The 24685-nt window shown below is 38.8% G+C and carries 23 protein-coding genes and 1 riboswitch; of the genes, 19 read left to right on the top strand and 4 right to left on the bottom strand.

What is annotated here, in order from left to right:
• Window positions 1–198: 198 nt before the first annotated feature.
• The 9 genes from FAR12_RS12040 to FAR12_RS12000 all read left to right on the top strand — a co-directional run bounded on the left by FAR12_RS12040 (window position 199) and on the right by FAR12_RS12000 (window position 9411).
• Entirely contained in the window at window positions 199–420 is a 222-nt protein-coding gene (locus tag FAR12_RS12040) for a hypothetical protein (protein ID WP_126408920.1), read from the top strand.
• A gap of 160 nt (window positions 421–580) precedes the next feature.
• Window positions 581–1633, top strand: coding sequence for a zinc-dependent alcohol dehydrogenase family protein (locus tag FAR12_RS12035; protein WP_126408919.1), 1053 nt, complete (start codon window positions 581–583; stop codon window positions 1631–1633).
• A 204-nt stretch (window positions 1634–1837) separates the two neighbouring features.
• A complete protein-coding gene (locus tag FAR12_RS12030; protein WP_126408918.1) occupies window positions 1838–2176 on the top strand; it encodes an SCP2 sterol-binding domain-containing protein in 339 nt (112 codons plus the stop codon).
• Window positions 2177–2252: 76 nt separating this feature from the next.
• Window positions 2253–3389 (top strand): acyl-CoA dehydrogenase family protein, encoded by a 1137-nt coding sequence (locus tag FAR12_RS12025; RefSeq protein ID WP_126408917.1) that lies wholly within the window; start codon window positions 2253–2255, stop codon window positions 3387–3389.
• The gene (locus FAR12_RS12020; RefSeq protein ID WP_126408916.1) at window positions 3386–4588 is read left to right on the top strand and encodes an acyl-CoA dehydrogenase family protein; all 1203 of its coding nucleotides are present in this window, start codon (window positions 3386–3388) and stop codon (window positions 4586–4588) included. The genes FAR12_RS12025 and FAR12_RS12020 overlap by 4 nt, the downstream gene beginning before the upstream one ends.
• 33 nt (window positions 4589–4621) lie before the next feature.
• Window positions 4622–5410: an enoyl-CoA hydratase/isomerase family protein gene (locus FAR12_RS12015; protein ID WP_126408915.1), complete on the top strand. Its 789-nt coding sequence runs from the start codon at window positions 4622–4624 to the stop codon at window positions 5408–5410.
• 57 nt (window positions 5411–5467) lie between these two features.
• Complete coding sequence (locus tag FAR12_RS12010; protein ID WP_126408914.1) at window positions 5468–6310, top strand: SDR family NAD(P)-dependent oxidoreductase; 843 nt, start codon at window positions 5468–5470, stop codon at window positions 6308–6310.
• Window positions 6311–6373: 63 nt separating this feature from the next.
• Window positions 6374–7516 carry a thiolase family protein gene (locus FAR12_RS12005; RefSeq protein WP_126408913.1) on the top strand — a complete coding sequence of 381 codons (1143 nt, stop codon included), beginning with the start codon at window positions 6374–6376 and terminating at the stop codon, window positions 7514–7516.
• Window positions 7517–7572: 56 nt separating this feature from the next.
• Window positions 7573–9411, top strand: coding sequence for an AMP-dependent synthetase/ligase (locus tag FAR12_RS12000; protein ID WP_126408912.1), 1839 nt, complete (start codon window positions 7573–7575; stop codon window positions 9409–9411).
• Between the two features lie 47 nt (window positions 9412–9458).
• Here FAR12_RS12000 and FAR12_RS11995 read toward each other — a convergent pair whose 3' ends face one another.
• On the bottom strand, window positions 9459–10937 hold the full coding sequence (locus tag FAR12_RS11995) for a response regulator transcription factor (protein WP_170972183.1): 1479 nt from the start codon (window positions 10935–10937) through the stop codon (window positions 9459–9461).
• A gap of 478 nt (window positions 10938–11415) precedes the next feature.
• Between FAR12_RS11995 and FAR12_RS11990 the strand changes: the two genes are divergently transcribed.
• Genes FAR12_RS11990 through FAR12_RS11980 form a run of 3 tightly spaced genes read left to right on the top strand, consistent with a single transcriptional unit; the run spans window position 11416 to window position 14174 of the window.
• On the top strand, window positions 11416–12000 hold the full coding sequence (locus tag FAR12_RS11990) for a DUF6230 family protein (RefSeq protein WP_126408910.1): 585 nt from the start codon (window positions 11416–11418) through the stop codon (window positions 11998–12000).
• Window positions 12001–12027: 27 nt separating this feature from the next.
• Complete coding sequence (locus FAR12_RS11985) at window positions 12028–12495, top strand: DUF6114 domain-containing protein (protein WP_170972182.1); 468 nt, start codon at window positions 12028–12030, stop codon at window positions 12493–12495.
• A gap of 38 nt (window positions 12496–12533) precedes the next feature.
• A complete protein-coding gene (locus FAR12_RS11980) occupies window positions 12534–14174 on the top strand; it encodes a hypothetical protein (RefSeq protein WP_126408909.1) in 1641 nt (546 codons plus the stop codon).
• A 63-nt stretch (window positions 14175–14237) separates the two neighbouring features.
• Here the strand turns inward: FAR12_RS11980 and FAR12_RS11975 are convergent, their stop codons facing one another.
• Entirely contained in the window at window positions 14238–15533 is a 1296-nt protein-coding gene (locus FAR12_RS11975) for an NCS2 family permease (RefSeq protein WP_126408908.1), read from the bottom strand.
• A gap of 85 nt (window positions 15534–15618) precedes the next feature.
• A riboswitch (purine riboswitch) is annotated at window positions 15619–15719 on the bottom strand.
• Between the two features lie 176 nt (window positions 15720–15895).
• Here FAR12_RS11975 and FAR12_RS11970 point away from each other — a divergent pair.
• From FAR12_RS11970 to FAR12_RS11955, 4 genes are all read left to right on the top strand, one after another.
• On the top strand, window positions 15896–17002 hold the full coding sequence (locus tag FAR12_RS11970; RefSeq protein ID WP_126408907.1) for a glycoside hydrolase domain-containing protein: 1107 nt from the start codon (window positions 15896–15898) through the stop codon (window positions 17000–17002).
• A 129-nt stretch (window positions 17003–17131) separates the two neighbouring features.
• Window positions 17132–17704, top strand: a complete 573-nt coding sequence (locus tag FAR12_RS11965; RefSeq protein WP_126408906.1) for a YkoP family protein — start codon at window positions 17132–17134, stop codon at window positions 17702–17704.
• Window positions 17705–17707: 3 nt separating this feature from the next.
• Complete coding sequence (locus tag FAR12_RS11960; RefSeq protein ID WP_126408905.1) at window positions 17708–18829, top strand: MGDG synthase family glycosyltransferase; 1122 nt, start codon at window positions 17708–17710, stop codon at window positions 18827–18829.
• 18 nt (window positions 18830–18847) lie between these two features.
• Window positions 18848–20185 carry an amino acid permease gene (locus tag FAR12_RS11955; protein WP_126408904.1) on the top strand — a complete coding sequence of 446 codons (1338 nt, stop codon included), beginning with the start codon at window positions 18848–18850 and terminating at the stop codon, window positions 20183–20185.
• Window positions 20186–20215: 30 nt separating this feature from the next.
• Here the strand turns inward: FAR12_RS11955 and FAR12_RS11950 are convergent, their stop codons facing one another.
• Window positions 20216–21076 carry a manganese catalase gene (locus FAR12_RS11950; protein WP_126408903.1) on the bottom strand — a complete coding sequence of 287 codons (861 nt, stop codon included), beginning with the start codon at window positions 21074–21076 and terminating at the stop codon, window positions 20216–20218.
• Between the two features lie 187 nt (window positions 21077–21263).
• Here FAR12_RS11950 and FAR12_RS11945 point away from each other — a divergent pair, with 187 nt between their 5' ends.
• On the top strand, window positions 21264–21602 hold the full coding sequence (locus FAR12_RS11945; protein WP_126408902.1) for a hypothetical protein: 339 nt from the start codon (window positions 21264–21266) through the stop codon (window positions 21600–21602).
• 50 nt (window positions 21603–21652) lie between these two features.
• Here FAR12_RS11945 and FAR12_RS11940 read toward each other — a convergent pair whose 3' ends face one another.
• Entirely contained in the window at window positions 21653–22282 is a 630-nt protein-coding gene (locus tag FAR12_RS11940) for a LysE family transporter (RefSeq protein WP_126408901.1), read from the bottom strand.
• A 267-nt stretch (window positions 22283–22549) separates the two neighbouring features.
• On the opposite strand from FAR12_RS11940, the gene hutP reads away from it, so the two are divergent.
• On the top strand, window positions 22550–22993 hold the full coding sequence (hutP, locus tag FAR12_RS11935; protein ID WP_126408900.1) for a histidine utilization transcription antiterminator HutP: 444 nt from the start codon (window positions 22550–22552) through the stop codon (window positions 22991–22993).
• A 164-nt stretch (window positions 22994–23157) separates the two neighbouring features.
• A complete protein-coding gene (gene hutH / locus FAR12_RS11930) occupies window positions 23158–24678 on the top strand; it encodes a histidine ammonia-lyase (protein ID WP_126408899.1) in 1521 nt (506 codons plus the stop codon).
• The last annotated feature ends 7 nt before the right edge of the window (window positions 24679–24685 follow it).

The following is a 24685-nucleotide window of genomic DNA, read 5'->3' as shown; positions in this document are numbered from 1 at the left end:
CTCTTTGTTAGTCCAAAAGACCTATTTGTATTTTCTGAAAACCTTTTAATTGTGTTATTCGATTATACGATATATAATTCTGAATAAAGATACATATATTAACATATTCAAGAGATTTAATCTTTAGTTATATATATATTTCACAAGATTGTAATAAACATTTTACAAAAAAATGAACGAAGTGGGGGAGGAATAGTCATGATTCGAATGACTGCTGCAGGAATTGGGGGATTTTTGCTAGTGTTTCTAGAATCATATATCGTGATGCTTCTTAAGGGCTACTACACGATCGAATTTGGAGGAATGGCACCATTCGTTAGCGTATGGGCAATGAATTTCTTTTTATTGTTCGCCATTTTTACTCATATTCAATTATGGTATAAACAACGCATTGCTACACGAGAGGAAACTTTAAACTAAGGTTAACTTCTGAGTGCTAAATCACAATTGATTTGGCGCTCTTTTTTTATTTATTTGTGTAATTCTCTTATATTTGCCTTTTATATTTTTGTAAGCATTTTCATAGCAAGAGATGAATACATTTTACTAGGTTGGTCAAAGAAAAAAAGGGGGAAGAAAGATGAGAGCAGCTCAAATAATAGAAAACCGAAAACCACTTCGGATTGGAAATGTTCCTGATCCAACGCCAGGCCCACATGACGTGATTATTAAAATCGAGGCTAGTGGTGTCTGCCGAAGTGACTGGCATGCGTGGATGGGAGATTGGGCATGGTTAGGATTAGCACCTGAACTTCCAATCATACCAGGACATGAAATGGGTGGGATAGTCGAAGTAGTCGGAAAAGAGGTAAAGAATTTTCGTCCAGGAGATCGAGTGACTACTCCTTTTCATGAAGGATGTTCGCATTGCTTAAATTGCTTAAGCGGCCATTCAAATCGCTGCGATAACCTTCAAATATTTGGATTTGGCTATGATGGAGCATATGCAGAATATGTGAAGGTTCCGAATGGAGATTTTAATCTTGTAAAATTGCCAGATGAAGTAGATTTTGTCACAGCGGCAGCAATTGGGTGTAGATATATGACTGGCTACCATGGTGTTTCTCGTGCCAATGTTAAGCCTGGAAACTGGCTAGTTGTTCATGGTGCTGGGGGAGTAGGACTTTCATCGATTCAAGTAGGGAATGCGGTTGGTGCTCAAGTGATTGCGGTTGATGTGGATGATGCAAAGCTTGAGATGGCGAGAAAAGAAGGTGCGGTTGCCACAATTAATGGACGGAATGAAAATGTCATCGAGGCCGTTAAGGAAATCACAAAAGGTGGGGCTCACGCATCGATTGAAGCTCTAGGTATTCAGGAAACCATTTTAAATTCTGTATTATCCCTACGAAAAGGTGGGCGTCATGTCCAAATTGGCTTAACTACCCACAATGAATCAGGGATTGCGGGAATTCCAATTGACGCGGTAACCGCGCAAGAACTTGAAATTGTAGGAAGCTTAGGAAATCCAAAGACAGAGTATGATGGTCTACTATCATTAATTGCACAAGGGAAGCTGAATCCGCGTTCCCTTGTATCAAGAGAAATTGCATTGGATGATGTGAATGAAGTCTTGAATGATATGACGAACTATAAAACCTATGGATTTAACGTTATTACTAGCTTTAAATAACTTAACTTAAGTAGAAGCTGACTTAAAAGATCGTGACTCATCTTTTGGTCAGCTTTTTGTTTTTGCGTTATACATACAAAGTTAGGGACTAACATAAAAACCTATTCGAAAATCCCTACATTTTTAGGAATATATTATTGAATTATCAGAATTTAAGATTGAGATACACAGCAAAAATAATGTAATTAGAGGAGGAAATGAAGGATGGCAGAATTAAAAGAAATCTTTCGTGAAATTGATGAAGCATTGAGTGCTGACCCTAGTCGTCTAAATGGTCTTGAGGCGGTCTATCAATTTGATCTACATGGAGAGAAAGCTGGCTCCTATCAGATTGTCTTAAGAGGTGAGAATAGCTATGTAGCTGAAGGAGGAGACGAAAAACCTGACTGCATTTTAAAAATGGCAAGTGAAGATTTTGAGAAGATGGTTGAGGGAAGCTTAAATGGCACACAAGCATTTATGAGTGGAAAATTAAAGCTACAAGGAAACATGGGTCTCGCATTAAAGCTTCAAGGTGTTTTAGCAGCCTACAGAACGGTTTGATTTAGAAATGATATTAGGAAGAATAGAAACTTCCGCGCCATGTGGAAGTTTCTGTTTTAAAAGAGGGGGAAAAGTAGTGACATCCTTTTTACCAACAGATGAAGAAAAAGAGTTTATTCAAGTAGCCAAAAGCATTGCCATCGAAAAAATTCGACCAGTTGCTAGAGAAATAGAAAAAAATCAGGTAGTCGATGCTTTTCTTGTGAGTGAACTAGATGAACTTGGATTTCTTGCCTTAGAAACACCAGAGAATTGGGAGGGCCTAGAACTTCCTATGATTACTCAGGTACAAATTTTACAAGCTTTAAGTTACGGAGACTTAGGTGCCATTCAAGGATTGCCTGGATTAGGAGATGCATCGACACTATTTCGGTTATATCCTAATCATCCTCTTTTATCCACCTATAGGGACGATATTATTCATGCGAAAAAGTCAGTGGCGCTTCTGGACCTAACGGGAAATACCCATGTAACCATAGAGAACAATAACGATTCATGGGTCATCAATGGTATCTCTCAACCCGTTCGATTAGCATCCTTTGCAGATTACTTAGTTGTGATGGGGGAGGATAGTGATGGTTTGCCGTTAGTGATCTGGGTTGAGGTATCCGAACAGCAAAACCTAAAAATAGAATTTGGGGATTATCGATTAGGTTTACTTGCATCAGGAATGGGCAAATACGTGTTTGAAAATGTGTTCGTATCTGAAGAGCTAATCCTTGCAAGAAATGAAGAAGCCCTTCGATTAATAGGAAAAATTCGACCTAGAGTCCAGCTTTTACAAGCAGCAAAGGAAGTTGGGTTGATGGAAGCAGCCCTTGACTATGCTACAGAATATACGGCTGGACGAAAGGCATTTGGACAGGAAATTGCAAAATTTCAAGGTGTTTCATTCCGAATTGCGGATATGGCAATGGAGACTCGGATCGCCAATCATCTCGTCTGGCAAGCAGCGCTTGAATTAGATGAGGAGAAAGAATCAGCAGGCGGCTCCGTCCTAAGGGCGCTCTATCGTGCCCATCGTTCAGTCAGGTATGTAACTGATTCAGCGGTGCAACTCTTAGGAGGACATGGTTATGTTCAGGAATACCCAGTTGAAAAATGGATGAGGGATGCCCAAGCACAAGTGTCTTTGTATGGGCGCGAAAGAGAGCTATTAATTGCAAGAGGAGAGCAATTGATTGGTGAGCCGATAGGGGTGAAAAACAAGTGATAACGTACGAACTAACTGAACAACAAAAACAAATAAAGGAATTAACACATTGGTTTGCTGAGAATGAGATTCGACCGATATCGCTAGAGGCTGACCGGTTAGGGAAAGTACCTGATGAATGGCTGGATAAAGTAAATAAAATGGGCATTCAACTAAATACATCATCCTTTGGTGGGGATGATGCTGATAAGAAATCATCCAAAAATGAACGTCAAGGTAATCGCTTAGGGGTAATTGCCACAGAGGAAATTGCATGGGGGGACCCGGCAATTGCATTGTCATTGCCCGGCGCAGGACTAGGAGGACCTCCTATTCAAAGTAGTGGAACACCTGAACAAAAACAAAGATTCCTATCCATTTTTACAAAAGATAAACCGCGTTGGGGTGCTTATGCGCTGACCGAACCAGAAGCGGGGTCTGATGCATCAGGTGTTCAAACAACAGCACAAAAAGTTGATGGTGGATATATATTAAATGGACAGAAAATTTTTATTACAAATGGTGGTCGTGCTTCATGGGTTGTTGTATTTGCAACTATAGACAAATCCCTAGGGCGTGCTGGACAGCGGGCATTTGTTGTTGAAAAAGGGACGAAGGGCTTCAGTTGTACGAAACTTGTCAAAAAGATGGGATTAAGAGCGAATGAAACGGCTGAACTTCTTTTTGAGGACTGCTTTGTACCGGATGAGAATTTACTCGGTGGTGAAGAGTTTTATAAAACGGCTGCTTCAAAGCCATCTGGGTTTCAAGTCGCGATGAAAACTTTTGATAGTACACGTCCAATTGTAGCGGCAATGGCCATCGGAATTGCGCGTGCTGCCTATGAATATACAATCGATTTGGTTCGCAAAGAATATCCGAAAGTTGGACAGTTTCCTACGATTGCCTCTGAACTTTTGGCAGAAGCCGAACAGGATATTGCGGCTGCAAGATATCTTACATGGGAGGCAGCTTGGAAAGCGGATATTGGTGTAGCAAATGCAAAGGAAGCGGCAATGTCTAAAGCGTATGCTGGGCAAATGGCGCTGGATGTCTGTGTGAAGTGTCTTGAAATTTTAGGTCCAATTGGCTTGGATGGTCATTTAGTAGAAAAATTGTATCGGGACGTGAAAGTGTTCGATATTTTTGAAGGGACGAACCAAATCCAACATTTAGTAATCGCAAGGCGTCAATACGCTCCATATAACGTGAGGGTTTAGGGAAGACCACTGTTGAAGAAAGGAGGAGATTTGTTGGATTATCAGACACTTAAGGTAGAAAAACGTGCTAAGGGAGTTACCTGGGTTACCATAAATAATCCTCCAGCAAATGCGATTGGCGATAAATTAATGTTTGAACTAGAGCACGTTGCAAATGTATTGAAGGATGATCAATCTGTTCGTGTCATTGTTATCACAAGTGCTCACCCCAAGAGCTTTCTAGCAGGTGCCGATTTAATGGGAATTATTCAATCTGTGGATCCGCAAGCGGTAGATGATGATCCAATTGCTAATCTGAGTGCCAGAATGCAAGCGTGCTTTCATACATTTGCTACCTTGCCAAAACCAGTGATAGCGGCCATTAACGGTCATGCTCTTGGTGGAGGCTGCGAATTTGCCCTTGCCTGCGATTTTCGTTTTATGTCAAAGGGGCGCATTGGACTAAGCGAGCTATCACTTGGAATTATCCCTGGGGCAGGAGGTACTCAAAGAATGACGAGATTGCTAGGTCGAGCAAAGGCAATTGAGCTAATTTTTACAGCGAAGAAATTAGAACCGAAAGAGGCAGAAGAGCTTGGTTTGATTACTCGTGCTGTTGCTCCCGATGAATTGGAATCGGTCACAACTGAATTTGCTGAACAACTGGCAGAAGGTGCCGTGCATGCCATGGGTCTAGCAAAAAGAGCGATCAATGCGGCAGAGTACCCGATTGCGGAAGGATTAGCAATTGAAGCAAAAGCATTTTCTGAGACGTTTCTAACAGATGAACCGAGCATTGGAATAGCGGCTTTTTATCTAAAAGAAAAGGCGAAATTCTTATAATAGACTCTGAATAGATGAATGTCTAAATTTTAAGGCCAATCTAATTGAGGTGAAATGATGTCTTCTTGGAATGAGTTGTTAAAAGGGAAGGTGGCAATTGTCACCGGGGCTTCCCGAGGGTTAGGAAGAGCAGACGCACTCGCACTTGCCGAGGCTGGTGCTGATGTAGTGATCACAGATATTTTAATAGAATCAGATTCTCATAATGAGCAGGAGGCACTCAAATATGGTCCGATTGCTCAATTTATGCAAAGCACAAATATCATGTATGCAGACAAAACAGCAAAAGAAATTCAAGAAATGGGGAGAAAATCCTTTGCTTGTAAAATGGATGTGACAGATAAAGAACAGGTGGAAGCAGTATTCGCGAGGGTTAAGCAGGAATTCGGACGTATCGATATTTTGGTGAATAACGCAGGGACTCTCGACCATGTTTCAAAAATTGAAAATCAAAATGATGATTTCTGGGAAAGAGATTTAAAAGTAAATTTGACAGGTGCTTATAATTGCACGAAAGCTGTGTGGCCCTATATGAAGGAGCAGGGCAGTGGTAGTATTATCAATATGTCATCTGTCGCTGGTACACTCGGAGGCTTTGGGCAAGCTAGCTATTCTGCAACGAAAGGTGGACTTTTAAGCTTTACAAAGAGTATGGCATTAGAAGGTGCCAAGCATGGGATTCGGGTGAATGCGATTGTACCTGGAATCATTGGTACGGAAGCCTTTAAGCTGGGGAATCCAGCCATGAATGAACGGATGATTCAACGTACTGCATTGAAGCAACCAGGAGAGCCGGAGGATATTGCGAATGCGATAACCTTTCTCGTCTCAGATAAAGCGAAGTACATTACAGGTATTGGCTTAAATGTATCAGGTGGGATAGAACTATTTACTTTTTAGCAATGGCTATTTTCTCAATCTACTAAAAACGGCTTTGGCGAAAAAACAAAGGAGAGACATATCGTGAGAGAGGTTGTAATCGTTGATGCGATTCGAACGGCAGTTGGGCGTAAAAATGGTGCGTTATCCAATACACACCCTGTAGATCTTCTCGTTCCTGTGTTACAGCAATTAGTTGAGCGAAATGGGATAGAGTCTGCAGATGTGGAAGAGGTTGTCACGGGATGTGTCACAATGACGGATGAACAGGGTGGTAATATTGGGAGAATGGCGGTACTAGCTGCAGGCTTTCCAGTTGAAGTACCTTCCTTTTCACTAAACCGAATGTGTGGCTCTAGTCAACAGGCCATCCATACGGCTACACAAATGATCCTATCTGGGGATGTAGATATTGCTATTGCATGTGGCGTAGAGAATATGTCACGTGTCCCAATGGGAAGCGATTTGGGAAGCTTCAGCAATGAGTTAGTAAGTCGTTACAATATTGTCCCACAAGGATTTTCTGCAGAAATGATTGCGAAAGAATGGGGGCTTACGCGAGAGGAATTAGATGAATACTCGCTGGAAAGTCATCGAAGAGCAGAATTTGCGACTGACCAAGGTTTGTTCAAAAGAGAAATTATTCCCCTTAAGTTAAAAGTAGAAGGTGGAGAAATAAGCTTAACTGGAGATGAGGGGATTCGCAGAGACACATCTATTGAAAAATTAGCCGGATTAACACCCGTTTTTATCCCAGACGCAGGGGTGATAACGGCAGGAAACTCAAGTCAAATAAGTGATGGTGCAGCAGGACTTTTGCTTATGTCTAGGGAAAAAGCAGAAAGTCTCCACTTAAAGCCCCGGGCTAAAATAATTGCCCGCACAGCCGTCGGGATTGACCCAGTCATGATGCTAACAGGCGTGATTCCAGCAACAAAAAAGGTACTAGAAAAAGCAGGTCTGACTTTTGAACAATTAGATGTGATTGAAATAAATGAAGCTTTTGCTTCAGTAGTGAAAGCATGGGCGAAGGAATTTAATCCGGATATGAAAAAGGTTAATCCTAGAGGTGGGGCTATTGCCTTGGGGCATCCTCTTGGAGCAAGCGGAGCTAGATTGGCAACGACTTTACTTCACACACTAGAGGATACAGATGGAAAATATGGTCTTCAAGTCATGTGTATTGGTTTTGGGATGGCGACCGCGACAATTATTGAAAGAATTTAATGTCGAGATGATGAGATTACGAGAAATGGAGAAGTGATTATGTAAGGGGGCTTCTAATGAAACCGAATAATTTGGTTGAAATGCTTTGGAATACTGTGAGTAAGTTTCCGACAAAAGTGGTTTTTATGTGGAAGGTAAACGGCACCTACCAAGAAATGACCTATGCGACCTTTTGGAACAATATTTACGAAGCTGCCTCGGGATTTGCAAAATTGGGGATTAAAAAGGAAGACAAAGTCGCGATCCTGTCTAATAGCAACCCAATGTGGGGGATAACGGACTTTGCCATTGCAAGCTTAGGGGCGGTTACAGTTCCGATTTATCCTACATTGCCCACCGAGCAAGTCAGGTATATTTTAAAAAATGCGGATGTCAAAATGGTTGTAGTTGAAAATGAGGAACAGCGTAAAAAAATCGAATTAGCTGACTCACTTGAACATTGTATTATGATGAATCTCTCTCAAGGAAATGGAGACTTTAGTTTCGAAGAGTTAATGGCGATTGGTGCTGACAATCCATTACCCAATTGGGAGGATAATTGGAAAACTCTTGAACGAGATCAACTTTCCACAATTATTCATACTTCTGGCACGACTGGCAAACAAAAAGGGGTTATGCTTACCCATGGAAATTTCCTTGCCAATTTGGAAGGCGTACAATTTTGGTTAATCGAACTTCTTCCAGAGGATGTTACATTATCCTATTTGCCATTATCTCATGTGTTTGAAAGAATGGCGGGACATTATATGCCTCTATCAGTAGGTTGTACCATTGCTTACGCCGAAAATATTAATACCATTCAAGAAAATATGCTTGAAGTGAGACCAACTGTCCTTACTAGTGTTCCGAGATTGTTTGAAAAGGTGTACATGAAGGTAATCGATGAGATTGAAAATGGATCCTTTATTAAGAAGAAGATCTTTAATTGGGCAGTATCCGTTGGAATCGAGCGTTATGAGAGTTACCTAAATCGTCCCATTCAAGACTTGATCCTCAGAGACTCCATGCCAAAATCATTGCAACGCAAGTGGAAAATTGCAGACCGCCTTGTCTTTCAAAAAGTGAAGTCCAAGTTAGGTGGTAGATTAAGAGGAATGGTTTCAGGGGGCGCAACGCTAAATCCTGAAGTGTCAAAATTTTTTTGGGCACTGGATCTACCGGTGCTTGAAGGATATGGACTAACTGAGACTTCACCTGTGATCACTACAAATCCAATGATAAGGACAAAGACTGGAACGGTCGGAAAGGTTCTTCCCAATTTGGAAGTGCGAATAGCTGAAGATGGAGAAGTTTTAGTTAAAGGTCCTAGTGTTATGAAAGGGTATTATAAAGATGAAAAATCAACAGAAGAGTCTTTTGAAGGAGAATGGTTTCGTACAGGAGATATTGGCCAGGTAGATGAAGAAAATTATTTAAAAATCCTTGATCGGAAAAAACGTATCCTTGTCCTTTCTACTGGTAAAAATGTTGCCCCTCAACCACTTGAAAGTGCCATTAATGAAAGTAAATATGTTCATCAATCCGTTATTTTTGGAGACCAGCAAAAGTACATTATTTGTCTAGTCAATCCAGATTATGAGGAATTGGTTCCTTGGCTAAAACATAAGGGCTTGGAGATTCCTTCTTTTGAAGAGCTTTGTCTAAATCCAATTGTACAGCATCTGTACGAAACAGAAGTACAACGGCTAACAAGTGGATTTGCCAAATTTGAGCAGCCTAAAAAAGTCATTATCATAAGTGAACCTTGGACAATTGAGGGTGGCGAGTTAACCCCTAAATTATCCATTCGAATGAAGGAAATTGAAGAGAAATATAAGAAAGAGATTATGCAAGGGTTTCAAGAGTCCATCGATCAAGAATCCTTATTAGAAGTAGTCGCAGCGATGGAAAAATAAATGCGAGAAAAGACATGATTTACTTCTCTCGCTTGTCTAAGCCACTATCAAATAAAGCCCTCACGAATTGCTTTTGCAACAGCTTCAGTTCGGTTTTTAGCTTCCATTTTCTGCATAATGTTAGACACGTAGTCTCGGACGGTATACTCACTTAAATTGAGCTTATTAGCTGCCTCGTTGGTAGAAGCACCGTCAGCCATGAGTTTCAGCACCTCAATCTCTCTTGGTGAAAAATGTTTTGTTCCTGATTTTTGCTGTTCACTCGTGGTCGAGTAAAATCTTGATAATAATTCGCCAGCACTTTGCCCAAATTTCAGAAGTGCGGAGAACGTTTCTTTTGGAGCTTTGAAATATTTACCCGGTCCTTGATCAAGAATTGCTGCCCCTAATAGCTTGTTGGTTGAAGTAGTAAATATAGGAGCAATAACGATGGAACCGAGTTGGAATTGTTCAACATATTCTTTTGGAAAACTGGCAGCCGCATCTTTAATAAAGATTGGCTGAATGAAGTTGTTATTCCTTCCCAAATGTTCAAGTAACTGGAGATAGTTTTGGATGATCGGAAGATTGTTAATGTCTTCTGTAATACTTTGGATCGCTTTATTATCTAAATGTTTTCCAAACAGACCAAATCCCATTTGCTCGTTCATGGAATAAGAAAAAAGAGCACAGCGTTCAAACGGTAGAAATTTGATAAAACCTACAGAGATTTGTTCTACAGCTTCTGCAAGGGTTTTGGAACGCATAATATTCTCGTTAAACATGATCACAAAATCTTTCCACATGATTTCCTGCTGTGAAATTTTTAAGGTTTCCCGTCCTTTTTGAAAAACTTGTAAGGAATAGCTTAAAAAAGGCAGAATAATGGCTGGATTTTCCGTTGTGTAAATTAAAATCGTACGGTCCTCATGAGGGATAGGAAGTACACTCCCGTTTTTAGGTCTATCCTTGGAATTTAATCGGATAAGTGCTTCAGACAATGAATAAATCGAATCCGCTCTCATTTCGTCTGTTTTGAAAGAAAGAGTTTCATCAGAGGAGTCAAACCATTTTTCAACAGTGAATATATTATCGTTTTGCTTAATGATTGCTGCCCAGTTAATCGGCAATTGCTGAGATTGAACAAGATCCTTTAGAAATATATCGATATCGAAGGGGATAAAAATTTTCTCGTTAATAATGGAAAAAACAAATTGGATCGCATGGTGATATTCGTGATATTCAGGTTCAATCGCTTGAATCACCTGAAGGGTGGAATTTTCTAATAAAGTACCAATAAATTTATTACCTGTATAGCTTGGAAGAGTGGTCACATGTTGAGCGTTCTCCAGTTCCAACAGAGGTTCATGTTCATCGAAGTTCTTTTTAAAAAGAATCGAAGAATAAAATTCAACCATATCTTCAGCGACATGTACTGAATTTTTACCAGTATTCCGTAAGTGAAAGATAACCTTCTCCCATTCCTTTAAAATATCTTTTTTACTAGCCCTAATTTGTGTAATACCACGCAGAAAAATAGAATTCATATGGTCATTTACCGAAAGGGACATGATCGTTTACCATCCTTTCAAAGTAAGTAAGTTGATTAAATATATTCATTTTCTACAGAGCTGTTAGAAACCCTTTAAATAGATGATCATTAGACAAAACTTCTATTCATTCGACAAGTTGACTACAGTGTGACATGCCTAATTCATGGTTATTCGTTTAAGAGTAGTTTTATGTTTTTACCCTTAGCTACTGTGAAAAAAGATTTATCGAATATAGGGCTAAAAATGCACATCTCTTTCGAATCAATGTAAAAAGAGCCGAATTTTCATTGCACCTTTAGGTTTGACATACAAAAGTAGGGGGAAATGATATCTAAATTGAAAAAAATCCGAAGAACTTCGGAATTGGTTAAATTCGTCCTTCAAACTAGAATGAAAAGAAAGCGCTTCAAAATTAGAAAGGGGGAAAGTTTTTAGAGTTTCATAGGTAGATATCAAAGATGAGGTGAAGAAGATGGAAAATAGCGTTACAGTAAGTAAGACCATAAAAAAGAAATTCTCTATCGCATTGGTTTCTGGATTGTTGGCGTTAGGTGTGCTAATTTCTATATTTGGATTCACCGGGAGCGCATTTGCCGTTCCGCTTGGAGGAATTGGAGATTTTTATGTTGAGTTTGATGAACTTAGAGGTACACAATTTCAACTATTACCACATGTCGGTGAGACAGGAAACTCCAATGCAGAACCAATGGTCCGTAATAAAATGGACACAGCAAATATCACAAACTTACACATTTATAAGGATCTAAAATTACCTACAGGAAATTGGGTGCGTTTTCATGTTCGAGCAGGAGAAACGACCATTAAAGGATTAATACATGATGCTCGCTTTATTGATGCGGATTTTAATTTTTCTGAGTTGGCCATTAAAGAAACCAATACATCAGATTTTACAAAGAACTGGGGTCAATCTGCAACATCTATCACAATTACCGATGCGAAAATTGTAACAGATTACTTGTTTCAAAGTATGGTTAGTTTAGGTGGAGCAAAAATTTCAGTAGAAAAAATAAGCCAACCAGATATGACAAATCAATAAGTACTAGGTTAGAACGGAGGTACTTTTATGGATAGGAAAGAAAGACGGAGGCAAAAGAAGGAAGAAAAATGGAATAAGAAAACGCAAATCGTTGCACAATCGGGGAAATTTAAACAATGGAGAAACAAGCGCCCATTTTGGGGGGCAACTTTAACTATATTAGCCGCACTCATCATTATGTACATTCCATTACAGTTATACGCAATTGCTTTTATTCCAGGGAGTCTAGTGTTTATCGGATTTCTATTTAGTGGCATCCTTTTAATCATCGGAATATTCACATTTATATATCCGCAGTTTTCCACCATTTTTGGCGTTCTTACCATATTTCTATCGGTCCTTTCGATCATGGGAGCATTAGGAGGATTTATTATCGGAACGATTATTGGAATCATTGCAGGTGCGTTATGCATCGCGTGGGATAAGGAAGAGGTAGCGATACGGGAAAAGTTTCCTTCTAAAAAAGACGAACAGCAGTATTCCATTCAAGCATAAAAGAGTTGGGAAATGACGATTTCATGAGGAGAATTCGCATGAAAAGAAAAAGTAAAAAAAGAGTTTCATTGTTTTTAATTGTATCCATCATGCTGGGATGCGTCTTTTCCTCTTCATTCATTGAAAGCACATCCATTCGAGCCAATGCTGAAGCAACTTCAGAAGATAGTGGTGGTTTTATTATTGAATCCGAAAAAGTCGATGGAGTCCTAGACTTAGTTGGGATTGTAGCTGGTAAAATCACGATTTATGAAGGGGATATTTATGGCTTAACAATTACTAAAAAAGTCAACAGGGGAGATAATCAGGAGCCATTGGTTATTCGGATTAAATCTCCAGGACCAATCCCGGTTAAGCAGTTAACGGCATCAACAAAAGGGAATTCAATCCCAGAATTTACAGGTCTTTGTACTCCAGGAAAAGCTGGACGAATTTGCATGGAGAATGTCACGATGACGGTAACGGCACAACAGGCAGCATCGATTGCACTTCCGAATGCAACGGTTGAGACATGTTATGCAAGTCAGTGTGGTCCAGTTGCAGATGGTGGTTCGATGAGTGAAGAGGATTTGAAAAAGCTATTACAACAGTTTGAGGATAACGAATCATCTTTAAAAGAAATTCTCGAGATGTTAGAAAGTGATTCTGAACAGATACCTGCTTTAAAGGACCTATTAGATTTGGCGAAGAATACATTTGAAACGATTGATCTAGACCAGGCAAAATCGCTTGAATCTTTACTTCAGAGCGTCACAACAACTTTGGATAATGCAGATACTGAAACCATCAATACGGAAGAATTAATCAATGAAACGAATGAATTGTGGCGTCTAGAGGACAGCTACTTAAAAGTTGTTTCACAATTTTTTGAGAAGATGAACGATATGGAAACCGTGTCGGAAACGTTAGAGAATAATCTAAAAACCATGGAAGAGAAATTAGCTACTATTGAAGCATTTGAGGAAAAATCCGATGACAAGATCCAATTGGCCAAAAACTATGCCGAATTAATAAAAATCGCAAAGAGGACGAAGGCAGCAGAGCAAACGAATGTGGAAAGTACGCAGATTGAATCTGCAACAGTTCGGACTAGATTAGAAGAATACAAAAAAGTAGTTCTTCCAATGATAGAGGAAATTAAGAATCTGCAGTTGAAAATGTCCTCACTTAATAAAGAGAAGGCAGAAATAGAATCTGAGACGAGTGCAATAAAAGAAACCATCACTAAGCAAAAGGGTATTTTCAGTGAAGAGGAAATTAAAAGGCTATTAGGAGAGCTGCTTTCTATTCCAGGTAAGCTCATTAACAATGGAGAAAAGGAAACTCCTAAAGATTCTACTAATAAACAGGAACCTGTTCAAGATTCTAAGGTTAATGAAGAAGTGAAAGAAAAAGTGCAAGAAGTGATAAATCAACTACCGACAGACAAATTAACCGAAGTGCAAGAAGTGATAAATCAATTACCAGCAGACAAATTAACCGAAGTGCAAGAAGTATTAAAACAATTACCAACAGCTGGTTTAACTAATGAAATCCCTGTGCCAGTCATTGAAGAAATAGTTGAATCGTTGACGGAAGAGGAAAAAGAAAAACTCCTTGAGGATAAAGAAAATCCTCTTGAACAATTGCTAGAGATATTGAATCCGAACAATTTAAAAAATCTCTTAAAGCTTCCATAAAAGAAGGAGAAGAAATTGCTAGGACATTCCTAACGATTTCTTCTCCTTTTTCATTTTAAGCTATTAAGCTACGAAAATATAATATAAACAAAAGAGAATACAAAGTACGTACATAATTGGATGAATCTCTTTGAAGCGTTTTTGCGCCATTAATGTTAATGGATATAAGATAAACCCAAGTGCGATCCCAGTTGCAACACTATAGGTAAGTGGCATCATGATAATTGTAACAAATGATGGAATAACAACCTTTAGCTTACTCCAATCAATTTTCCTAATCTCCATCGCCATTAAAGCTCCGACAATCATTAACGCTGGACCTGTTACTTCAGGAGTAATCACAGAAAGCACAGGAGAGAAAAATAAGGCAATAAAAAAGCAAGCAGAGATGATAATCGACGTGAATCCAGTGCGACCACCGACTGCGATACCTGCAGATGATTCTACAAATGAAGCAGTCGTTGAAGTTCCTAAAACAGCACCGACAACTCCGGAAGTAGAGTCCGCCAATAACGCCTTCCCAACATTCGGGATTTCATTATTTTTGATTAATCCAGCTTGGCTCGCCACCGCTATGAGTGCACCTGCTGTATCAAAAAATGCAACAAATAGGAAAGTGAAAATTACGGTTAATACTTTTACTGTGAAAATATCACCAAGATGAGTGAAGACTGCGCCAAAAGTTGGTTTGAGGCTTGGAACACTTCCTACAATAGATGAAGGAATCTCGATTAAACCAAAGATCATTCCGATAATGGTTGTAATCACCATTCCATAAAATATTCCCCCGTGGATTCCACGAACCATTAGAATGACAGTTAAAACAAATCCTAAAACAGCAAGGGCAGTCATCGGAGAAGTAAGATCACCAATTGAAACGAAAGTAGCGTCGTTTCCAACAATAATTCCTGCATTTTTCATTCCAACAAATGCGATGAAAAATCCAATTCCAGCAGCAATTGCATATTTTAAATCCTGTGGAATAACATTAATAATTTTTTCTCGGATTTTCAATAGGCTTAAAATCATGAAGATGATACCAGCTATAAATACACCGGTTAAGGCAACTTCCCAGTCAATTCCCATTCCAATACATACAGAAAAAGTAAAGAATGAGTTTAAACCCATACTAGGTGCAATTCCGATTGGATAATTTGCTAAAATTCCGATTAGTAGTGTTCCGACAATCGATGCAAGAGCAGTTGCAGTAAAAACAGCACCTTGGTCCATTCCAGACTGACTTAAGATCACCGGATTAACGACTAATATATAAGCCATTGAAAGAAATGTAGTAATACCAGCTAGGGTTTCCTTCTTATAAGAAGTCCCACGTTCTTGAAACTGAAAAAATTTATTCATGACCCTTTCCTCCTAAAACTATATTTAAAAAACAAAAAAACTTTGGCTACGGCTGCCAAAGTTGATCTACAGAAGGAATAGGAAATTTGCATTTTCTAAACCTCGTAGACAAGCTATTTATGGTAGCTGGTAGAAACGTTCAAGCCATATTCTTGAACTTATACAAGGTGATTACTATATTAATATATTAAAGAATCTTAGCAAGTTCCCTGAAAGGAGTCAAGATGAAGGAAAAAAGTCTGTAGATTAAGTTTATTGAAAGCATTTTACATGGAGAAAGGATTGCCAATTTTTCACAAGCCCAACCGGTCAGAACCTTTGCGGAATAGAATGTCAAAGAAAAGAGACAAGGAGGGCATGATATGGAAAAAGGTAAATTAATACCTTTATTTGTCACAGCATTTTTCGTAGTTGTCGTTACCATATTTTCTTTCTCACTTGTAAAATCTAATTCATCTGAACCAGTAACAGGAAAAGTTTCTGCAGATGGTAGTGAGACTGTAGAAAATGCGGAAAATGGTGATGGCACAGTCACGAACAATGTGGAAAATAACATAAACGGAGAAAATGCAGAAGTAACTAACACAATCAACAATAGTGTGACAAACGGAGCAAATAACACAGTAGACAATAATGTTTCCAATAATATTGAAGTTAATGTAAATGTTAATGTCACCAATGATATTGGAAACAATATTGAAGGCCAAAACGCAAACGCAAGTCAGGAAAATACTCAAGAAACTTCTAATAATGGTCAAGAGGAAAAGCCTGAGGACCAGAATGGAAATACAAATGCAAAGGAGAATGATCCCTCAAATGACGATGAAGTCGTTTGGGGTGTCGATTCTGCCAGTAGCACTGATTCAGAGATGCTTTCCTGTGTAAGAGAAAATTATGGGGAGCCAAAGGTATGGGGACGATATTTAGGTGAGAAGGAAGGAGTTTCATCTGGAATCACAACTGATGAAGCTGGACTTCTTCATTCGAACAATATATTAATTCTGCCGATATGGAATCATTTTACGGATGCAACAGGCTATGAGAATGGTAAAAGTGAAGCAGAACAAGCTGTTAAAAAGGCTGAAGAGTTAGGAGTGCCAGCTGGTGTGCCTATTTTTGCTGATATTGAGCCAAGCTATCCTGTCGACTCAGAGTTTATTAAAGGTTGGTATGAAATAGTAGCTAACTCGAATTATAAGCCAGGAATTTATGGTGTTTTTGAAGCAGGAAATGAATTAACAACTGCTTTTGAAGAAGCAGCGGGAGCCGATAAAAATATTCTCGAAGGCATATATATTTGGACAGCTTCTCCTCATACAGGTATCACTACTGAATCCAATGCCCCAGCCTATGAACCAGAAGCTCCAGAAAATTCTCTTGTAGGAGGATGGCAATACGGAATCGATGGGGAGGCTTGTAATATTGATACGAACCTCTTTAGTGGAAAAATAACTGAGATTCTATGGTAGAGATGGATTGCAAAATCCATCTTTTTTTTGTTTTATGCGTCCGTTTTTTTATAAATAAATTGAGGATAGAAAACAGCCAGAAATTAAAAACTATCAAAAAGGATTGTTTTTAAAGGAGAGACAGAAAGAATGAGAAATCAGATTCTTTCAATTTGGAAAATATGCGATCCATTTTATTATTTTTGCTCACGACTTACATATGTAACAACGAATGGGGATAATATTTTCAGAATTCGGCTGACAAAATATAAAGGAAGAAATATTACATTGTCTGATGGGACTCAAATTCTCAAAAACGATACGTTAGTGAAAATTCATCTTCATAATATTCGTTTATTAATGGAGGTTAAGGACATTAAAAGCGAGCTAAAAAAGGCGAAGTTGATATACCGATATGTTCAAAACTCCCTTCCAGGAGTTGAAAACTTTATTCGAAATCATCATAAAACTTCGGATATAAAAGGCATAGTTGGGATTACTTCATTAAGTAAAGGGACCGAAAGATTGGGTTTTGAAATCATTGACATTATGAATCCTTTTTATAAATGGTATAAGAAATTAAGTTTTCTCCCAATTGGCCTTCTCTCCAATAAAGGGACGAGCGTGAATCAAATATTGAAGGTTGAAAGTCCCATCTATTTGTTCATGTCAAAGGACAAATTATCTCAAATATACGGACAAAAAGATAACTTCCAGAGGTGAACTATGGAACAGTCAACAAAAACTGTACTTTTTATGCCGTTTCTACAAATTCCTTCTGGCCATCATCAAGTAGCTAATACATTAATCGATGGGCTCAAGAAAATTCATCCCCATATTAATTGTGAAAAAGTTGATATTTTGGCTTATAGCTACGGGAATATTGAAAAACTAATTTCAAGTGTCTATTTAAAATGGATTAAGCTTTTTCCAAAAACCTATAATTTTGTCTATCGCAAAGTGGTCATTAAAAATAATCAGGAAGACAAGCGTTATCGCTTATATGAACTCCTTTTCATGCCTTTCATAAAAAGGCTCTTAAAGGAAAGTGAGCCCGATTTGATTGTTTGTACCCATTCACTCCCTGCCTATATGCTTAATCATCTGAAGGAAAGGGATGGATTAAATATTCCAGTTGTCAATGTTTACACCGACTATTTCGTGCACCGTTTATGGGGAACTAAAAATATAGAATATCATTTTGTCCCTTCATCATCCATGAAGGGATATTTAAAGGAAAAAGGTGTTCGAGAAGAATGCATTTTTGTAACAGGCATTCCCGTACATACGAAAATCAGAAAGAATGATTTAACATGCCGCTCTAAGGTGCGAGATAACTACAATGTCCTTATTACAGGAGGAAATCTGGGAGTCGGAGCGATCGAAGAATTAATCGATCAGTTCAAAGATAGTGCTTCCCCTTTAAAGGTCAAATTTTATATATTATGCGGAAAGAACAAGAAATTATTGGAGAAGCTTGTCTCACTTCAAATGGAAGAGCTTGTTCCATTTCCATATATCGATTGCATGGAAAAAATGAATAACTTATATGATGAGATTGACGCTGTCATTACAAAGCCTGGAGGAGTAACAATAAGCGAATGTCTTTCAAAAAGAAAGCCCATCTTTATTTACCATTCCTTACCTGGACAAGAGAAGATTAACCTACTTGAACTTCAGAAATTAGGAGTAGTGTTTTTATTAACTAAAGACAAGCCGTTTGAGCATCTTTTTGCTCTTCTTCAAGAAAAAAAAGCTCTCTTACACTATCAACAAAGGGTGGCAGATTATCTACAAGAAATCCATTCATCAGAACCAGCGAGAATCTTGGCTTCATTCTTAGGATAGAAAAGGAGGAGTGCCTTCGTGGAAATTCCAGCATCGGCAGGGGACCGGGGAGGAAAGAAGAAAGAGAATAAATTAGCATGGTGGCAGCTTTCCCTAATTGGGGTTGGCTGTATTATAGGGACTGGCTATTTTCTTGGTTCTGGCATTGGGATCAAAATGGCAGGAACCTCTATACTTGTTTCCTTTATCCTAGCAGCTATTGGGACCTTAATTGTTTCAGATGCATTAATGAAGATGGCAGCAAAAGACCCGCAAAAAGGATCATTTCGCTCTTATGCAAAAAAAGCTTTTGGGAAATGGGCGGGATTTAGTAGTGGTTGGGTATATTGGTTTTCAGAGATGTTGATAACGGGTAGCCAATTAACGGCTCTATCGATACTATCTCGATTTTGGTTCCCGAATGTTCCCCTTTGGATCTTTGCTTCAGGCTATGCAATCTTAGGTATTCTTGTAGTGGTGATTGGCACAAAAGGGTTTGAACGCGCGCAAAACATTTTTGCCATTATCAAAGTCGCTGCTATTTTGATGTTCATTGTTCTAGCTGTTGCTGTTCTATTTGGTTTGTTTGGTGGAAGCAGTAAAGATTTTAACGTACCCAATAAAATGAATGAATTTTTTCCAAATGGGATGATGGGGCTGTGGTCCTCTCTTATTTATGGCTTTTATGCTTTCGGAGGAATAGAAATCATGGGAATCATGACACCTCGATTACGAAAAAAGGAAGATGCACGAAAATCGGGGGCTTATATGCTTTTCATACTAACTGCCATTTATCTTATTTCCATGGTGTTAGCGACGGGCCTCGTGTCAATAGATAAGTTTTCCTCTGAAGAAAGTCCTTTTGTCAGTGCGCTCCAGAAATACAATATCGATTTTTTTCCTCATTTCTTTAATGGAGCAATCATTATCGCTGGTTTTTCTACAATGGCTGCCTCGTTATTTGCGGTAACCAGCATGGTCGTCACTTTATCGGAGGATGGGGATGCACCGAAGTTATTTTCGAAAAAAGGTTGGCTGAAGGTACCACCTTATGCCTTAGGCTTAACCATATGCGGGATCATTGCATCGATTATTTTATCGTTTTTAATGCCGGACAGTGTATATGAATACATCACTACTGGTGCGGGATTGATGCTTTTATATAATTGGATGTTTATCTTAGCGTCTTTTCCAAAAATCATTGAAGCTACAGGTTTTGACCATCTAAAACGCTTTATTGGTATGGGTTTGATTTTACTAGCGGTTAGTGGAACTGTCATAGAAGATTCAAGTCGACCTGGATTTTTTGTAAGTGTCTTATTTGTGGTTCTTGTTTTAATTGTCCTAATGGTTATGCATTTTAAGAATAAAACATGAAACCCCGTATGGTCGGGGTTGTATGTTTTATTAGTTCACATGTGGTGGTAACATTCTTTTGTTCCCCTTAAGTACAGAAGGAAGTGTATTGTGTATATAAGGTGGGGCAGGATTCAATTTAGGTACTTTTGCAAATGGAACGGGATTTTCAACATAATTAAATGTTCCTAATTTGTCCATACTTGGACCGCTAGCCCATCTGCCTGTTGCACTTTCATTACCTCTTGAAAAATTAAAAAGCGTATATGAAGCTTCTTGTATTTCTAACTCTTTTGGAAAGGTACTTGGAACTACAATGTTTTCTTGAGCCTCAAGTTCTTTAATGGCTGCTATCCATTGGTTTTGGTGCATGCGATCACGAGCGATAAGCCATGATAGCATATCTTTTACACCGCGATCAGTTGTTGCTTCATAAAGCCTAACAGCTTGCAGACGACCTTGTGATTCAGCATTAAGATTAGCTCTAAAGTCAGCGAGTAAGTTTCCACTTGCAATAATATAACTTGCTGTCCAGCGATTTCCCATACTATCAGCTGGCATAGCTCCGAGTCCAGAAACGATCGCATGCTGAGGATTCATCCCACCAAGAATCGCTCCAATTACGGGATCCTTAGCGGCCTTTTCTAAATCTCCAACAGGTGCTCCGTCAAGAAGACGAGCGATCATAGTGGCAAGCATTTCAATGTGAGCTAATTCTTCTGCCCCTGTGTCCATTAACAAGTCTTTATATTTTCCATTGCCTCTTACATTCCAACCTTGAAAAAAATATTGTAGTGCCACAGAGATTTCTCCAAATTGACCACCTAATACCTCCTGTAACTGGTTAGCGAAAATGGGGTCGGGTCTTTCTGGTTTAGCATTATATTGTAGTTCTTTAATATGATAAAACAACGTTTATCACCTCGGATCTTTTTATTAAATTGGAAGTTCGAATTCATTATATTTTTCTTGTGTACATTTGTGTTTGTCCGTGATAAATACCCATATATATCCGCAATTGCCCATGCCTTTGGAATAAAGATACTTTATTGGAAAATAATAATTTTATGGTTGTCTAATATTATAGGGAGTGAAGAAAATGTCTATTTTTGTATACCAAACTTTCGAGGTCAAACAGGAAAAATTTAAAGAAGCGATAGAATGTGCAAAGAAGATAAAAAAGTATCGAAACGAGGAATATAATCATCATATTGAAATCCTCACACCAATAACAGGTCAGGATTATACATATGCTTTTTTAGTAACATACGAAGGTCTTGCAGAAATGGAACTACAAAATAAGAAAATGTTTGATGATGAGAAGTATATAAAATTAATCGGGGAATTTTTTTTAGAAAATATTGTTCAAGGCAGTATGAATTCCCAAATCTTTAGGGCCATGAACGACAAAATTGAGGACAAAGAGAAAAAGGAATAGAGTATTAAGAGGACTGAGGATAAGCAGTCCTCTTATGTAATAATAGACCTCTAAAATACAGCTATTAATCCTTGAAAAGTAAAGTATAAACCAAATCCTATAAGTGATAATCCTGAAAGAATGGATATGACAGTCAAGCTTTGTTTGTTCAAAAACTTCCGGAAACCAGTGGAAAGCGATGCAATAAGGATGTCCCAAACAGTTAAGCCTAAAAAGATCATACTACTGTAAATCAATAAAGATTCTGGACCATTAATTTGGGCGGTTTTGGCTAAAACCGAACCATAAATACCGAGCCAAAATAAAATAGATAAAGGACTTGTAATCGACATCATGAATCCAGTAATAAAACATTTGAACAAACTGTCTTTTCCTCTGCTATCAGTCAATGTTATGGAACTTGCTCCTATTATACTCTCTATCCCTGAATAGATAAGAACAAAGCCTCCAAAAAGCCAAAGAAAAACCTGTACAATTGGGATTTCCAAGAAATGAACCGTTCCTAGATAGACCATGAGCATAAATATCCCATCTGCAAGCATGGACCCTATTCCCACTAACCATGCATGCCAAAATCCATGCTTAATCCCCTTATCCAAACGTGCAGAGTTAACTGGACCAATTGGGGCAGCAAGTGTGAAGCCTAGAACGATATAGCCGAACAAAAGGCTCATACTCATAGTAACCACGACTCCGCATCATTATTATAACTTGTACATTGTATGTAAAAGGATATTTAACTATGAGTACTTGTACAAAAATGGATCGTGAAAACAATCATTATAATAATTAAGGTATTTTTTTAAACTAAAGAGTTCATCCATTTTAATGGTTAATATTAAAGGTAACCACCTGTTGTTATTTCGATTGACATATAAGAATACTTCCCATATTCTAAAAATAGATATTAGACATTAGTGAATATGAGAAATTGTGAGTGATGGTCAATGACTTTGAAGAAGGAACATCGAATAGGACGTCATGCTACATTGCTACTGTTGATGGAAGAAACTCATGAGTTAGAGAAGATCACGAAGCAACTGAACTGGAAAACCTGTTTGGGAAAAGTAGGTTCGATGGATTCACAAAAGGTTGTCGCAGCGATTGAGGTTGCAGCCAAACAGCAAGGTATTATTCAAGAGAACTTGTATCGAGAAAGCCATGCTTTATATCATGCCATTATGGAAGCACTTCATGGTATCACCCGTGGCCAAATGCAGTTAGGTTCTGTGATGAGAACAGTGGGACTACGATTTGCCGTAGTTCGTGGCAATCCATACGAGGAAGAAGTAGAAGGTGAATGGTTGGCTGTTGCAATATATGGAACAATCGGTGCACCAGTTAGAGGATTAGAGCATGAAACATTAGGGCTCGGAATCAATCATATTTGAGCCATCTAGTTTCACGTAACAAATTAATTAAATAACTTTTGCCCAGAGCGATTAGATACTAGGGGGCTGTACTATTGAAATCAATTATTGATTTCTGTAGTATAGCCCCCTTTGTTATTGTTGCTTTACTTGGGTAAAGGACTACAAAGAAAGCAGGTGAACATATGGTGGTATTAACAGGAAATTCACTTACATTAGATGAAATGAAAAGAATTCTATTTGAAGGAGAAATGGTATCAGCATCGCCAGAATCGTGGAAGAAGGTAGAGGAGAGCCGTAAAGCAGTTGAACAAATTGTTCAGGAAAACAGAGTGGTATACGGCATCACGACAGGTTTTGGGAAATTTAGTGATGTGCTTATCAACCCTGAAAATGTAGAGGAGCTACAACTGAACTTAATTCACTCCCATGCATGTGGAGTCGGGGACCCTTTTCCTGAACTTGTATCGAGAGCCATGCTTGTACTTAGGGCGAATGCTTTATTAAAGGGCTATTCAGGAGTTCGAAAAGTCGTGATTGAGAGATTGCTTGAGTTTGTGAATAAAGACATTCATCCGATTGTTCCACAACAGGGGTCACTTGGAGCAAGTGGTGATTTAGCTCCACTGTCACACTTAGTCTTACCTCTTCTTGGTGAAGGAGAAGTATTTTACAAAGGAAAAAGAGTTGAGGCACTAGAGGCAATGTCGCAGGAAGGCATTTTTCCCATTACATTAACTGCCAAAGAGGGTCTCGCTTTAATAAATGGGACACAAGCGATGACAGCGATGGGGGTTATCGCCTATCTTGAGGCTGAAAAGCTTGCCTATCAATCTGAAAATATTGCAGCGATTACGATGGAGGGACTAGAGGGAATTATCGATGCTTTTGATGAGGATGTTCATATTGCTCGAGGTTATCCTGAACAAATTGCTGTAGCCCAAAGAATGAGGGAGCTTCTAGAAGGAAGTAAGCTGATTACAAAGCAAGGGGAAATCAGAGTACAGGATGCTTATTCCTTGCGTTGTATTCCTCAAGTTCATGGGGCAACTTGGCAGACATTGAAATACGTAAAGGAAAAGCTGGAAATCGAAATGAATGCAGCAACGGATAATCCACTTATTTTTGACGGTGGGAAAAAAGTGATTTCCGGAGGGAATTTTCATGGGCAACCAATCGCTTTTGCGATGGACTTTCTTGGAATCGCAATCGCAGAGCTTGCTAATATATCAGAAAGAAGGATTGAAAGGCTCGTCAATCCTCAGTTAAATGATTTGCCTCCGTTTTTAAGTGCAGAGCCGGGGCTGCAATCAGGCGCGATGATCATGCAATATTGTGCAGCTTCACTTGTTTCAGAAAATAAAACGTTAGCTCATCCAGCAAGCGTCGATTCTATTCCCTCATCCGCCAATCAAGAGGACCATGTGAGTATGGGAACGATTGGTTCAAGGCATGCCTATCAAATCATTCAAAATACAAGACGGGTATTAGCGATTGAGTTTATTTGTGCGATGCAAGCAGCCGAAATTCGTGGAAAGGAAAAAATGGCTCCAACTACAAGAGAGATTTTTGAAGCGGGGAGAAAAATAGTTCCTTATATCGAAAAGGATCGAGTTTTTTCTAAGGATATTGAAGAAGCAACTGGCTGGTTGAAAACCGAGTTTTCACCAACGAAAAAAAAAGTGAGTTTTGAAGTCGAAATGTGACGGAATA

This window comes from Bacillus yapensis (genome assembly GCF_005280205.1).
In the GTDB taxonomy this organism is placed as follows: Bacteria; Bacillota; Bacilli; order Bacillales; family Cytobacillaceae; genus Robertmurraya; species Robertmurraya yapensis.
This window is presented reverse-complemented; position numbering and strand designations above follow the sequence as displayed.